This window comes from Paraburkholderia bannensis (assembly GCF_014200455.1).
Taxonomy (GTDB): Bacteria; Pseudomonadota; Gammaproteobacteria; order Burkholderiales; family Burkholderiaceae; genus Paraburkholderia; species Paraburkholderia bannensis_A.
This window is the reverse complement of sequence record NZ_JACHBW010000006.1, coordinates 340,753-353,166: the sequence shown is the minus strand read 5'-3', so window position 1 is coordinate 353,166 and position 12,414 is coordinate 340,753. Positions and strand designations below refer to the sequence as shown.

General features: G+C 60.4%; 12 protein-coding genes. 4 read left to right on the top strand and 8 right to left on the bottom strand.

Going from position 1 to position 12,414, the window contains the following annotated elements:
• Nucleotides 1-130: 130 nt before the first annotated feature.
• The 5 genes from F4827_RS13020 to F4827_RS13000 all read right to left on the bottom strand — a co-directional run bounded on the left by F4827_RS13020 (nt 131) and on the right by F4827_RS13000 (nt 5,888).
• Nucleotides 131-1,564, bottom strand: coding sequence for a winged helix-turn-helix domain-containing protein (locus F4827_RS13020; RefSeq protein ID WP_183724333.1), 1,434 nt, complete (start codon nt 1,562-1,564; stop codon nt 131-133).
• A gap of 284 nt (nt 1,565-1,848) precedes the next feature.
• Nucleotides 1,849-2,757 (bottom strand): AraC family transcriptional regulator, encoded by a 909-nt coding sequence (locus tag F4827_RS13015; protein WP_183724332.1) that lies wholly within the window; start codon nt 2,755-2,757, stop codon nt 1,849-1,851.
• Between the two features lie 309 nt (nt 2,758-3,066).
• Nucleotides 3,067-4,347 (bottom strand): SUMF1/EgtB/PvdO family nonheme iron enzyme, encoded by a 1,281-nt coding sequence (locus F4827_RS13010; RefSeq protein ID WP_183724331.1) that lies wholly within the window; start codon nt 4,345-4,347, stop codon nt 3,067-3,069.
• A 139-nt stretch (nt 4,348-4,486) separates the two neighbouring features.
• Nucleotides 4,487-5,242 carry a helix-turn-helix domain-containing protein gene (locus F4827_RS13005; protein WP_183724330.1) on the bottom strand — a complete coding sequence of 252 codons (756 nt, stop codon included), beginning with the start codon at nt 5,240-5,242 and terminating at the stop codon, nt 4,487-4,489.
• 175 nt (nt 5,243-5,417) lie between these two features.
• Nucleotides 5,418-5,888: a universal stress protein gene (locus F4827_RS13000; RefSeq protein ID WP_183724329.1), complete on the bottom strand. Its 471-nt coding sequence runs from the start codon at nt 5,886-5,888 to the stop codon at nt 5,418-5,420.
• A gap of 393 nt (nt 5,889-6,281) precedes the next feature.
• On the opposite strand from F4827_RS13000, the gene F4827_RS12995 reads away from it, so the two are divergent.
• Nucleotides 6,282-7,829, top strand: a complete 1,548-nt coding sequence (locus F4827_RS12995) for an MFS transporter (RefSeq protein ID WP_183724365.1) — start codon at nt 6,282-6,284, stop codon at nt 7,827-7,829.
• Between the two features lie 161 nt (nt 7,830-7,990).
• On the opposite strand, the gene F4827_RS12990 is transcribed toward F4827_RS12995, so the two are convergent.
• Complete coding sequence (locus tag F4827_RS12990; protein WP_183724328.1) at nt 7,991-8,581, bottom strand: acyl-homoserine-lactone synthase; 591 nt, start codon at nt 8,579-8,581, stop codon at nt 7,991-7,993.
• A gap of 168 nt (nt 8,582-8,749) precedes the next feature.
• Here F4827_RS12990 and F4827_RS12985 point away from each other — a divergent pair, with 168 nt between their 5' ends.
• Nucleotides 8,750-9,079 (top strand): XRE family transcriptional regulator, encoded by a 330-nt coding sequence (locus F4827_RS12985; RefSeq protein ID WP_167058841.1) that lies wholly within the window; start codon nt 8,750-8,752, stop codon nt 9,077-9,079.
• Here F4827_RS12985 and F4827_RS12980 read toward each other — a convergent pair.
• Together F4827_RS12980 and F4827_RS12975 are read right to left on the bottom strand one after the other, a co-directional pair.
• Nucleotides 9,063-9,767 (bottom strand): LuxR family transcriptional regulator, encoded by a 705-nt coding sequence (locus tag F4827_RS12980; RefSeq protein ID WP_183724364.1) that lies wholly within the window; start codon nt 9,765-9,767, stop codon nt 9,063-9,065. The genes F4827_RS12985 and F4827_RS12980 overlap by 17 nt on opposite strands.
• A 536-nt stretch (nt 9,768-10,303) precedes the next feature.
• Nucleotides 10,304-10,720 (bottom strand): DUF3005 domain-containing protein, encoded by a 417-nt coding sequence (locus tag F4827_RS12975; protein ID WP_409258791.1) that lies wholly within the window; start codon nt 10,718-10,720, stop codon nt 10,304-10,306.
• A 352-nt stretch (nt 10,721-11,072) separates the two neighbouring features.
• Here F4827_RS12975 and F4827_RS12970 point away from each other — a divergent pair, with 352 nt between their 5' ends.
• Nucleotides 11,073-11,306 carry a hypothetical protein gene (locus F4827_RS12970; protein WP_183724326.1) on the top strand — a complete coding sequence of 78 codons (234 nt, stop codon included), beginning with the start codon at nt 11,073-11,075 and terminating at the stop codon, nt 11,304-11,306.
• A 109-nt stretch (nt 11,307-11,415) separates the two neighbouring features.
• Nucleotides 11,416-12,384, top strand: a complete 969-nt coding sequence (gene epsC, locus F4827_RS12965; protein WP_260175159.1) for a serine O-acetyltransferase EpsC — start codon at nt 11,416-11,418, stop codon at nt 12,382-12,384.
• Nucleotides 12,385-12,414: the final 30 nt, after the last annotated feature.

The following is a 12,414-nucleotide window of genomic DNA, read 5'->3' as shown; positions in this document are numbered from 1 at the left end:
AGCTGAGGCAAACTACTATCGGCAACTTGAAACGGTTGCCGCTGAACCGGCATTAACTTAAACCAACCAGCCTCCACGATTCCCGGGGCGGTTCAGGAAAAGGCTTTGGCCGCCTTTACGCGAAGCGGTTTCAGCCCGACACGCTAACCGATTCGCCGGCTCCATTTGCAACAGAGCCGTGGCGATACGCCTCCAGCACTTCGTCGAATTCTCCCTCTTTACGTAGATTCTCGACCGCGTACGCTCGCAGGCATTCCGATAGCTGATATCGCATCTGGCCGCTGACGCACTGAAGCGAAACCAACGATTTTTCAGCCATTTTTTCAAGCAGTAGCGCGCATTGCGCTTGGGTTAACTTGAGGCCGCCAGCGATCGCGCACACTTCACAGAGACTGAAGCTATCCGAAAAGAATCCCAGACGGCGAAACAGTCGTTGCTCAACAGGCGCGAGGAGCATATAGCTCCAGTCGAAACTTGCTCGCAGCGACCGGTGCCGAGGCAACGCCTGGCGCATCCCGGAGGTCAGAAGATTGAGCCTGTCGTTAAGGCGGTTGGCAAGAAATTCCACTCCGGTTGTTGCGACTCGAGCGGCGGCAAGTTCAATGGCCAGTGGCACGCCATCGAGGCGACGGCATATTTCTGCGATTTTTATCAAACTGTCGGAGGTAACCGCGAACGGATGTGCTCTCGCGCGAACACGGTCAATAAACAGAGCGACTGCAGGGCAGGCCTCGATCAAGTCCACGTCGCACGTGTCATCAGGCGTGGCGAGTGGCATCAATCGGAAGAGCGTTTCTCCCAACAGCCCAAGTGGTTGCCTCGTTGTCACAAGGATCGTTAGAGTAGAGGATCTGCTGACTAACTCTTCGATCAGCGACGCGATTGTGTCAATCACCTGTTCGACGTTATCGAGAACATATACGTCTGTCGAATAGGCAATGGTGTCGAGGATATGGGTTGCCGTGAGCGGATTGGGCTGTCGAGGAAGGTTGAGCGCGCCCAAAAAGCTGTCACAAACCGCCGTCTCTGTCGATGCTTCCGCGAAGTCAATATACGTCACCCGACCCATGCCCTGAGAGTGCACGACGTTCGCGACAGCAACGGCCAGACTCGATTTCCCGATGCCTCCCGCACCAACGAGCGTGATGATCCGGCAGCGACTGAGCAGCCCAAGGATTGTCCGTTGCGCGTCATCGCGTCCAAATAAACGCGACTGAACACGCGGTATCGAAGCGGAGGTCGACGAGGGACGGCTTTCGATCGTCTTGGGCCGGGAGGTCTCACGCACCAGTAAATAGCCGCGCCCAGGGATGGTCTTAATCAGCTCGCGCCCTCTGCCGATGATTCTGCGTAAGGCAGCGATATGCACGTGAAGATTGTTCTCTTCGACAGTGGCATACGGCCATACCTTTTGAAGAATGTCGTGCTTGGAGACAACCTTGCCCTCGGCCTCAACCAGGATTTGAAGAATGTCCAGCGCCCTGCATCCAATGCTTATCGCTGTACCGGCTCTTTCTACGTGATGACGCTCGAAGTCAACCAGCACATCACCGACCTCCAACATGATTGACTACCCTCCCTCGCTTTCGCCAACAGGTTCGACGCGAGCCGCGGTTTCAGGCGGTAGGCATAAGCCGATACGACCCGGGGTAAGCAGAGGCTTTCCTGTGTTTCGGCTTCGCCGCGTCGGACCACCAGAAACAAGACTGCTTGCAGGCTCGAAGTTCGACGGAGTGTATGGACCTCGTTATCAGTCGTCTTGAAGAAAAGTTCTTTTCTTGTACGAAACTGTCCTGCTGTTGTCGGAAACCAATGAAAGCGGTTCACCAGGCGGATTGCGGCGACAGTTCAACGGCCAAGGTCAATCTGCCAACGAGCTGGACTCATACCCATCAACCTGGTGAAGGTCCGTGTGAGATGGCTCTGATCAGCAAAGCCACACATCTGCGAGATAGTAATCAGCGGGAGATCTTTGTTGCGCATGAGTTCCTGGGCAAGCTCTATTCGCCGACTGATCAGCCAGCGATGCGGCGGTAGCCCTGTCGTTTCTTTAAACGCACGAAGAAAATGGCCCCGGGACAGGCCGCACTCTCGCGCCACTTCGGCGACCGATACATTTGTATCGAGGTGAGCAAGAAGGTATTCCTTTGCGCGCAGTTCTTGCCACGCGGTCAAACCAGCGGCCGCACGCCGCCTTTCAGTGATGGCGCCACTGTACTGCTGCGCCACATGCGCCTGAAAGGCAAGGACAACGTGATCAATGAAAAGCTGCGACGCGCATTCAGGCTCTGCCAGCGCGGGAGCCAACGCTTTCCCAAGGCCGTGAATGACAGGGTCGCGGACACTTAGATGCGGCGGCAGGTAGAGCTGCGGCCTTCGTCTTCCACCGAGTTCCTCCGCGACCTCTTCAAGTGTCTGACGTGGCAAATGAAAGTGCATGCAGTCGAAACTGCCCTGCAGGTCCGCCACCCAGTTTCTATCCAGATCGTGGACCGTTACTGTCCCTGCGTCATATTGAACAAACGGCGCGGGGCGCCCGTCGAGCCACAACTGCTGTTCGCCAAACGGCCGCAATTGCAATACGACCAGGTCCGCATCCTCCAGTTCGTAGGGGGCGGTTAGCCCCATGTTTCTTCGGAGCGTGCGCAAACGACTCACGCCAATTGATGCTTGGGGCAATACCTGGCTGACAACCGTCTGTCGCACATCTGCCGGGATGAAGTCGCCGGAGGCGGCATCCACCATTTTTTCTGACATATTGACTTTTAATTACGATCTGTCGTCAGATTTTACAGTGCAGGGTGCGCGGAAAATAAGCTCTTGTCCTCGACGGGTGTAGGGGATTGAAAGACGTGCGGTGGTTGCCTAGCAGGCTGTTGAAATGCCTCCCGCGCACGTCATCCCCACGGGAGCTGTAAACGTTGAAACGAAGAATCGGACTGTTGTTTCCGTTCGATAGGTTATCGTCAGCTATGGCTAGTTTTGTTTTCCAAACAGTTAGCCGATAGATGGGATTTCTTGTGTTAAACCGATAGCTGTTTTTTGCCTCAACCATCGGCTTATTACTCAGCGACTCACACATCGAAACCCGGCATAAACATACTGATATCGCGGCTGGAACCAGTTGCGGAAAGTCGGCCGCAACATACACGCAGCCGTGCGCGAGGATCCGCCTTTCATCGCGTAGTGCTGCCCGTCGAAGAAGTTCGCCGAATAGCCTTCGTAAAACGGAAACGCCTCGAATCCAGGCAGTGGGCCAAACACCGTCGAAGTCCATTCCCAGCCGTTGCCGTACAACCCTTCGACGCCCCAGGTGCTCGCGCTGTCCGGCGACGCGTCCACGGCCACGGGATTCCAGTTGCGGAAATCGAAATTATCCGTCGCGCCCGGCAGCGCTCCGTGCGCTGCGCGCTGCCATTCGGCTTCGGTCGGCAGGCGCGCGCCGCGCCAGCGCGCGAACGCGGTTGCCTCGGCGTGACTCACATAGACCGGCCACGCTAGCGGCAACGCAATGTCCTCGAACATCGTTCGCAAACGCCAGGAACCGTCCGTATCGCGCACCCAGAACACCGGATGCTCGATGCCTCCGGCTTCCTTCCAGGTCCAGTTGGCGTCGTCCCACAATGCCTTGCGCCGATACCCGCCATCGGCAACAAAGTCGAGGAACGCGCCGTTGGACACCATATAGCGGTCGATCTCGAAGGCGGGCACTTCCACCTGTTGCTCGCCGAATTCGTTGTCCCAGCCGAACACGCCGCGCTCGCGCGTCATGCCCAGTTCGGTGCGCCCGGCCGGCACGCTCACGGTGGCGGATTTCACCGTGTAGAGATGGTCGGCGATCTCGCGGGCTCCGTCGGGCGCCTGCTTCTGCGCGAAAGGCAACTGGTGAAGCATGTAGGCCAAGGTCTCGACATGCATCAGGCGATGCTCGATCGCCACGTTCAGCAGTTTGGCAGGCGTATCGTGTTGCGGCGCATCGAGCCGCAAGTCGAGCGCGGCGAGTTGCTCGTCGATGCGGTTGCGCGCGTCGCATGCGTAGTCGCGCACTTCGTTCATGCGCGGCCAGTCGGCCGGCGTATCGGTAGGCAAGCCGCCATCGACAGGATCGATGCCGAAAGCGAACAGCTGATCGAGGCGCGCATCGGCCGATGGCAGGTGGAACAGGCGCTGGTCTAACAGGTTGCGGTCAAAGGCTTCGAGATGGCCGATATAGAACACGATCCGATGGCGCTCGCGAATCGGGCGCTCGTACAGGAATTCGGGTTGGACGATATCGAATAGGGCGTCACTGGCGGCGCGGGCTGCGGTGAGCCGGGCGGCGAGCGTGGGCGTGAGCGGGAGCTGCATTGCGGCGAGTCTCCAGACTTGAGCGGTGTGTTTGAGAATGTAACCGCTGCGCAGGAGTTGTGCCAACGCGTCTTCGAATGCAATAACGAACGCGCCGCCCGGAAGGGCGGTGCGCGGGACAAGCCTTGATGCCGGTGGTTCAGAGGTGGCGCAGGCCTTCGAGGTCGATGATGCGAATGAGTTTGCCCTGGGCGTCGATCAGGCCGCGCTTTTGAAATCTTGACAGGGTACGGCTGACCGTTTCTAGCGTCATGCCCAGGTAGCTGCCCATGTCCTCGCGCGTCATGCGCAGGTTGAATTCTGCATACGAGTAACCTCGCTGGCCATTGCGGGTGGACACGTCGAGCAGGAAGGCGGCGACACGCTCATCGGCGGAAAGCGAGCCGAGCACCATCATCTGCGACGATTCGCGGATCAACTGGTCGCTCATGAGACGGTGCAGGCGGTCCTGCATCGCGCTGGTTTCGCGGCACATGTGCTTGAGCGCCGAGTAGGGGATGATGCACACGGAGCTGTCTTCGAGCGCCGTCGCGCTCCAGGTGTGAAAGTCGGTGCTGATTCCGTCGATGCCTAGCGGGTCGCCTGCGAGGCGCAGCCCGGTGACCTGTTCGCGGCCGTCACGATGAGCCATCACCGTCTTGAGCGAACCCGAGCGCACGGCATAGAGCGTGTCGAACGGGTCGCCGGCGCGATAGAGCGATTCGCCACGGCGCACGCCACGGGCGTTGCAGATCAGCGCTTCGAGTTTGGGCAGATCGTCCGGCGACAGACCCTGGGGCATGCACAGATGCCGCATTGCGCAGCTTGAGCAACGCGCCGTGGTGCGCGGGCTGGCGGTGGGAGTGCGGCCTGCGCGGCGCACGGTGGTGTGGGTAACGTCGGTCGAGGTCAGCATCGGCTTGCTCCGGTGATCGGTTTCGAAGCAATCTTGACCGCGTTCAAATCTTAAAAAGGCGACAAAACGCCGCGCTTTTGAGATGACGCCGCTTGCGCCTTGTCAGAAGCCGCTTTCGCGGAAAATGATCAGGCGCAAGTCGGTGACGAAAGGCGTGATCTTCGGGCTTATCTTTTTATTCCGCGTCGGTTTCACTCGCGCCGGCGGCGGTCGGGATCAGCAGGACGGGCAGCGACGATTGACGCACGCAGCGCTCGGCCACGCTGCCGAGGATCAGGCGCTGGAAACCGCGTCGCCCATGCGTGCCCATGACGATCAGATCCGCGCCCTGAGCCTTCGCTGCGTTGAGCACCAGCGTGGGCACGTCGTCGAGCGAGGAGGCTTCGCCCGTCACCATCGCGCCTTGCACGCCGCGCGCGCTCATCGCCTTGTTCATGTCTTCGGCGAGTTCATTGCCCTGGGCAATCATCTGGTTGCGCAGGATCGACGGATCGTAGCCGGGGGCATCGAAATACATCGGCGTGTTTTCGATCACATAGAACGGCTGCAGGGTCGAGCCCATCGCTTTCGCCAGGTCGAGCGCGGCTTCGAATGCGCGGCGCGACGTTTCGCTGCCGTCGACCGCAACCAGAATGCGTTTGTACATGGAACCTCCGCTTGAGTTGAACGGGGATGCGCACCGCCAGCGCGTCAGGCGCCAGCGCGGGCGGTCTTGCGCGGCCTGTATCGATCTGTGCTGAGCTTAATGGATCGACTAAAAAGGTGCAGTGTCGCTGTATGAAATGTGGAAGTCGGATGAAGGAGATCAAGGGAAGCTGCGTGGGAAGGCCACAGGCGCATTCTGTCGGGATAGGCTGATAGGCAGGCGCCGCCGCAGTAGGGCGATGTGATTTCGTCTGGTTGCGCCGACAACGCCTGGCCGCTATCGTTGCGTCTCTTTCGTATTCCTGCGGCATTTCCGCTGCACGCTCGCGTCGCAGCCCTCCTGATCGTGACTTCAACCCATTCCCCCTTGCCGTTTCGCGACGCGCTGCTGGCCATGCTCGGCATCGGCCTCGTCAACATGCTGGTCGCGCTCGATCAGACCGTTGTCAGTACCGCCTTGCCGTCGATCGTCGCCGAACTGCACGGTTTCCAGTATTACGCGTGGATCGCCAGCGCGTATCTGCTGGCGTCGGTGGTGACTGTGCCCGTGTTCGGCCGGCTCGGCGACTATTTTGGGCGCAAGCGTTTCGTGCTGGCGGCCGTGATTGTGTTCACGGTGGCTTCGGTGCTGTGCGGCCTTGCGACCGATATGCGCTTTCTCGCGGCGGCGCGTGCATTGCAGGGCGTGGGTGGCGGGATGATGGTGGGCACCGCATTCGCCTCAATTCCCGACCTTTTCCCCGATCCGCGTGCACGCGTGCGCTGGCAGGTGGTGATGGCGGCGGCCTATGGCATTGGCACGGCGGCGGGGCCGTCGCTGGGCGGCTGGCTCTCCGAGCATTTCGGCTGGCGTTCGACCTTCATGGTCAATTTGCCGGTGGGCGCACTGGCGCTGTACTTCATCTGGGCGCATTTGCCGGCGTATCGTCCCGCGCGCACGGGCGAGGTGCGGATCGACTGGACCGGTGCGGTACTGGTCGCACTCGTGCTGGGCGGCTTTCAGACCGTCATCGAGGCGGTGCCCAAAGATGGATTCACGACCGGCAATCTGGTGCTGATCGGACTGGTCGCCATCGGCGCGGCGGCCCTGCTCGTGTGCGAGCGGCGCGCCACACATCCGATCATTCCGCTCGATCTCTTTCGCGATCCGCAGCTCGTCACGCTGTTCACCTTGTCGACGCTATCCGGCTTCGTGATGTTCTCGCTGATCTTCTTCGCGCCGCTGCTGCTGCAGGGCGGTTTCGGCTTATCGCCGCAGCAAGCCGGTCTGCTGGCGACGCCGATCGCGGCCTGCATCGCCCTCGGCAGCCTCGTCAACACCCGCATCGTGATTCATTTGACGAAGCCGACCGCCATTCTGAGCGTGGGCTTCGGCCTGCTGGTGGCGGCTTCGGTCGGGCTGGCCTTCACCACCCGCAGTACCTCGTATCTGTGGCTTGAACTCTCGATGGCCGCAGTGGGCATCGGGCTCGGCTTCATCCTCAACAATCTCAATATCTTCGGGCAGGAGATTGCCGGGCGTGAGCGCTTTGGCATTACCACGGCGCTGCTGCAATCGACGCGCATGGTGGGCGGCATGCTCGGCACCAGCATCGTCGCGACGATCGTGAACCATCGTTATGCGGCGGGCATTGGCGACGCGCTTGCCGTACTGGGCGCACCAGGCGCGGCACGCTGGCAGCCGCAACTCTCCGACCCGCGCGTGCTGATCGATCCGGCGCTGCGCGACGGCCTGACGTTCCATATGAAGGCGGCGGGGCTCGACGGCGCGGCTTTGATCGAGGCGGTGCGCCATGTGCTGGTCGATGCGATCCATCTAGGTATCGGCCTGACCGGCTTCGCTGGGCTAGTCGCGGCCTTGTGTGTGCGCCGCATTTCGCACATCCGTTTCGGTCGCGCTGGCGCATCTGCACCGGCGAATGCGCCGGCCAAGCCGGGATAACTGTCGTTTTTATCGCACTTGTTGATCGTGTCAGCGATCCGCCCGCTGCGATGGTTTCGGCCACCTTCGGCACAATTCGTCAGACAAAAGTGTAAGCTGGCTGACGGGTGCCGCGGATCGCACCACGAAAAACAGGAACGAATTCCGGCCTTGCAACCACGTCACGCGGCGTCGGCCATTTGACCGAAGAGCGCGTTGCGGGTCTGGGCGCTGACGGCGATCTCCAGCGCCACGGCGTTTTCCACCCCGATGCGCACCGGCGCGCCAAGACGTCCCACTTCGATGCCTGTACGGCGCAGCATGCGTTCGATCGGCGTCGTCGTGACGGTCACGTAGCGCGAAATCCCCATGCGATCGGCGAACCAGACCAGCGAATGGATCGCGCGCATCGTGACTTCCGCAAAGCCAAAAGCCTGTTCATTGCTGGATTCAATGGCGAAGCGGCTCAATTCCCAGATGTTGCGACCCGTTGGCGCATCGTTGCCATGCAGAAGTTGTGGGAAGGTGTCACGCAGCATGTTGGGCCCTTCGGTGGGCATCAGTCGCCAGCAGCCCCGCACCTTGCCGCCTTCATCCTGGATCAGCATGTAGTGGGGTCCAAGTGCGTCATACCCGTCGATTTCCATCCCGGCGATGGTGGGAATATCCCAGCCCATGCGGTCACGGAACACCCGCGCCCGCAGTCGATACATCTCGTTGATGTCCTCGTTGTCGAATTCCTGACGCAGTCCGATCCGAATCGCAGCTTGCATGACAACTCTCCCTTTTTGGTGTGGAGGGGGCAGCGGTATGGATCGAAAGCTATGCGTATTGGATATAAAAAAACACCTATCCAGATAGGTAGGTGCGCAGGGAGGGGCAGTTCAGGAGAATGACTGGGCGGCGTCACTCAACAGGCATAACTGACAGCGAGATACAAAATGGAACTTCTGGACAATCAATGGCAGGCGGGCACGAACTCCCTTCACAATGCAGGGGACCTGTCGTCGGTAATCGACCGTGTCCTGATCATCGCGTATCGGAAAAAGAAGAAGGAAAGCCAGCGCCGCTTCTGGGCGCGTTTCGGCGTGACGCAGTCGCGCGGCAGCCGTTTTGAATCGGGCGCGGAAATTCCGCCGCCGGTTTCGATTCTGCTGGGGCTTTACTTCAACAAGACGATTTCCGATGGCGATCTGGGCCGTGCCGAGCGCGTGCTGCGCCGCCCGGACCTGCCGTCATCGTCGATGATGATGCTCAGCCCGGGTCAATAAGGCCCATCTGCGTAGCAATCACGGCAGCCGCACGCCGTGAGTTCACGCCGAACTTCCCGCGAATGTTCTTCATGTGGAAGTTCACGACTGCTTCGGAGCAGTTGAGAATGTGCGAAATTTCCCAGGTGGATTTGCCCAGGGCGGTCCACTTGAGACATTCCTTTTCGCGCGGCGTGAGTTTGGGAATCAGCGATTGAGCGTGGTCGCTCAGATGTCGCTGGCTGGTGTCAAGCACCAGATCGCGCAGCAGCACGAGATTGGGCAGCGCACGGTTGACGTCCTGCCAGAACGAGTCCGACGGGCTCGCATCATTCACGAAGCACAGCATGCCCGCCTCCTGGCGCGGGCCATGGATCGGCAGGGTAATGCCGGCACGCAGACCATGGGAGCGTGCTTCCTCGTACATCGTTTGCTGCTGCTCGGTAGCAAACAGTTCCGGCGACCAGATCAGCGGCGACGACCGCGTCGTGCAGTGCGCGACAGTCGGGTCGAAATACGCCATGTTGTGATCGTTATAGGACTGCCGCCAGGCTGCCGAGTAATTCGTCCGGATGAACGCATCTTCCAGCCGCATACCGGGACGCGGAAGGATCGCCAGCATGACCTGACCGAAACCCCACGAACTGGCGAGCTGAGACACCGCGTCGAACCACGCCGAATCCTCGGGCGCGTCGAGCACGGAAGACATCTGCTCAATGAAATGTAGAGGCACGTCAAGACTCTCCATCGGCGGTGGGCCAGACCGCAGGCGTCACTCGGGCGATATGCTGCTGCCCTTGCTAGCCTCGCTTCTTATGATGTAACAATTTATCACTAAATTCCCCAATGATCGTCTTTATCCCCTGGCAACGCTGGCTTTGCGCCAGGGATTTGCCCGGCCTGCGGGGCAGTCACTGACGCGATGCCGGACGTTTCTGAACAAAAGTGCCGCTTTTGACCCGCTTATGCGGGCTTACAGCAACATAGGTCGGAATTGCATTTCAGCTTTCATTACCGATTTAGCAATTCGCTAAATCGTAATTGGCAATAATCGTAGCCAATTCTTTTGCCTTTATTGGACATCCACAGTAAATCGCCGGATGCATTTTCTTGCACCCGAGCAATTTTCTTATTCGAAATGCATAAATTTTGAGTTGGTTTGCAAATTTGCGGTAAACGCAACACGCCCGCATGCCAAAACACGTTTGTCATGCGGGCATGGATGCGCTGTCGTATTGCAACGCGTCAATTCTTGCGGTGCAACTCGAAAACGCGCGTCGGGCGTAGATGATTCATGGCGTAGTGCAAGCGACCGGGACTGCGCCGTTGCAGCGGCACGCCGGAATCGGCGAGTTCTCCTTCGAGTTCGTAGGGTATTTCCGCGGCGGTCATGCCTAGATCTACGGCCTCGAAGTCTGCCTGGGTCGCGATCGGCATGCGATGCGCGCGGCCCCGGCTGTCGAATCCCGCCAACCCGTCGCCACTCTCGGGCACGCTATCGTCGAGCGAGGCGTTGCTGGTGGTGATTTCGTCAGGGCCTATCGGCCCGGCGCCAGCCAGGCGCGCGGCTTCGCGGTTCTTGCCGTCGGTATCGACGGTGCTGTCATGGGTGCGGTCGTTGTGCGATTCCGCGCTGCGCGGCGCAGCGGTTGGGGCCGGCATGGACGCCGGGCGACGGGTGCCATCGGAAGGAGCCATGATCTGTCCTCCTGGAGGAAGGGGCTATGAAGTGTCTGCAGCAACCTGCTAACCGATGTCGCGCAAGAGACGTTCCACGACACCTGCTGCGGACCCATAATCGGGCGGAAAAGCAAGCCCGGCCGCCAGGAAAACGCTTCCAGCCGCCGAGGATTTTTTTCGTTGGATCGCCGTATTTCCTGGGAGTATGATCCTCTTTCAACGAGTTGGCGCGCTTTAGATAGACGGTCCCACGGAGGAACGCCGCTGTGGCTTTGCCGCACGATCCTGCCGCGCCTGCAAAAACGGACAAGGCAGTCAGGGGCGGACGAGACACATGCAATTCGACGCTGCATTCACGCATCGCGGCTATTTGCTCAATTGCGCGCCCGCACGCGCCGGTGACGGCACGTATCAACCCTATGTGGTGATCTCGCGCTCAAGCGACGGCGAACTGGTTGCCAACCGTTTCTTCCCCGCAGAACTACGCTTTCCCGACGAAGCCGCCGCCATCGCCCATGCGCGCGACTGGGCCGTGCGCTGGATCGATGCCAGCAGCGTCACGCTCTGACCGGCGCGGCCTCGCACAAGGCGGCTTCGGCGAATTCCGCCAAAAAGCGGTAACCTCTGGGGTCGATACACTTTCATGCGATGGGCGCTCTTGCCCTCGCGGCATCACCATGTCAAATTCCGCTTTGCCGCCATCCGCTGCTCCTGCTGCTCCATCCGCTTCTTCCGCTTCGTCGGAGTGGGGCCTCGAACAGATCGTTGCCGATCTGCGCGCGTCGCGCGAAGATCGTCACCGCACGCGCCATCCGCTTGGCATTCGCGAGCTGCCTTCGCGCGAAGCCGTGGTCAATATCGTGGCGGGCCTGCGAGCCGCACTCTTTCCGACGCACTATGGCGCGCCCGATCTGACCGACGAGAGCGTCGATTACTACGTTGGCCATACGCTCGAAAGCACGCTGCGACTGCTCGCCGAGCAGATCCGCCGCGCGCTGCGTTTCCTGCCCGAAAATGCCGACGCCAGCGACGATGTCCTGCGCGCCCGCGCCTTCGAGGTGGCGCGCGAATTCGGCCATCAACTGCCGGATATCCGCGCGCTGCTGGTGAGCGATATCCAGGCCGCCTTCACGGGCGATCCGGCCGCGCAGCACATCACCGAAATCCTGCTCTGCTATCCCGGCGTCTGGGCGATGACGCACCATCGGCTCGCGCATGCCCTTCATCGGCTGGGCGTGCCGCTGCTCGCACGCTTCATCAACGAAATCGCACATTCGGCCACGGGCATCGACATTCACCCCGGCGCGCAGATCGCATCGAGCTTCTTCATCGATCACGGCACCGGTGTGGTGATCGGCGAAACGGCCATCATTGGCGAACGGGTGCGCGTCTATCAGGCGGTGACGCTGGGCGCAAAGAGTTTTGCGGCCGATCTGGACGGCACGCTGGTGAAGGGCAATGCGCGCCATCCGATCGTCGAGGACGATGTGGTGATCTACGCGGGCGCGACTATTCTGGGCCGCGTGACGATCGGGCGCGGCTCGGTGATTGGCGGGAATGTGTGGCTCACGCACAGCGTACCGCCGGGCAGCAGCGTGCGCCAGGGCAAGATCCGCGAGATCGAGCGCGGCGACGAAAAGCCCTGAAGGAAGGCCTTGAAGAAACCCCCTTGATTT

What these genes read in the sequence shown, in the direction of transcription:
- F4827_RS12995 (WP_183724365.1), top strand. Translation starts at nt 6,282, where the DNA reads ATGCTCGGCATCGGCCTCGTCAACATGCTGGTCGCGCTCGATCAGACC.
- F4827_RS12970 (WP_183724326.1), top strand. Translation starts at nt 11,073, where the DNA reads ATGCAATTCGACGCTGCATTCACGCATCGCGGCTATTTGCTCAATTGC.
- F4827_RS13015 (WP_183724332.1), bottom strand. Translation starts at nt 2,757, where the DNA reads ATGTCAGAAAAAATGGTGGATGCCGCCTCCGGCGACTTCATCCCGGCA.
- F4827_RS13020 (WP_183724333.1), bottom strand. Translation starts at nt 1,564, where the DNA reads ATGTTGGAGGTCGGTGATGTGCTGGTTGACTTCGAGCGTCATCACGTA.
- F4827_RS12980 (WP_183724364.1), bottom strand. Translation starts at nt 9,767, where the DNA reads ATGTCTTCCGTGCTCGACGCGCCCGAGGATTCGGCGTGGTTCGACGCG.
- F4827_RS12985 (WP_167058841.1), top strand. Translation starts at nt 8,750, where the DNA reads ATGGAACTTCTGGACAATCAATGGCAGGCGGGCACGAACTCCCTTCAC.
- F4827_RS13000 (WP_183724329.1), bottom strand. Translation starts at nt 5,888, where the DNA reads ATGTACAAACGCATTCTGGTTGCGGTCGACGGCAGCGAAACGTCGCGC.
- epsC (WP_260175159.1), top strand. Translation starts at nt 11,416, where the DNA reads ATGTCAAATTCCGCTTTGCCGCCATCCGCTGCTCCTGCTGCTCCATCC.
- F4827_RS12990 (WP_183724328.1), bottom strand. Translation starts at nt 8,581, where the DNA reads ATGCAAGCTGCGATTCGGATCGGACTGCGTCAGGAATTCGACAACGAG.
- F4827_RS13010 (WP_183724331.1), bottom strand. Translation starts at nt 4,347, where the DNA reads ATGCAGCTCCCGCTCACGCCCACGCTCGCCGCCCGGCTCACCGCAGCC.
- F4827_RS13005 (WP_183724330.1), bottom strand. Translation starts at nt 5,242, where the DNA reads ATGCTGACCTCGACCGACGTTACCCACACCACCGTGCGCCGCGCAGGC.
- F4827_RS12975 (WP_409258791.1), bottom strand. Translation starts at nt 10,720, where the DNA reads ATGCCGGCCCCAACCGCTGCGCCGCGCAGCGCGGAATCGCACAACGAC.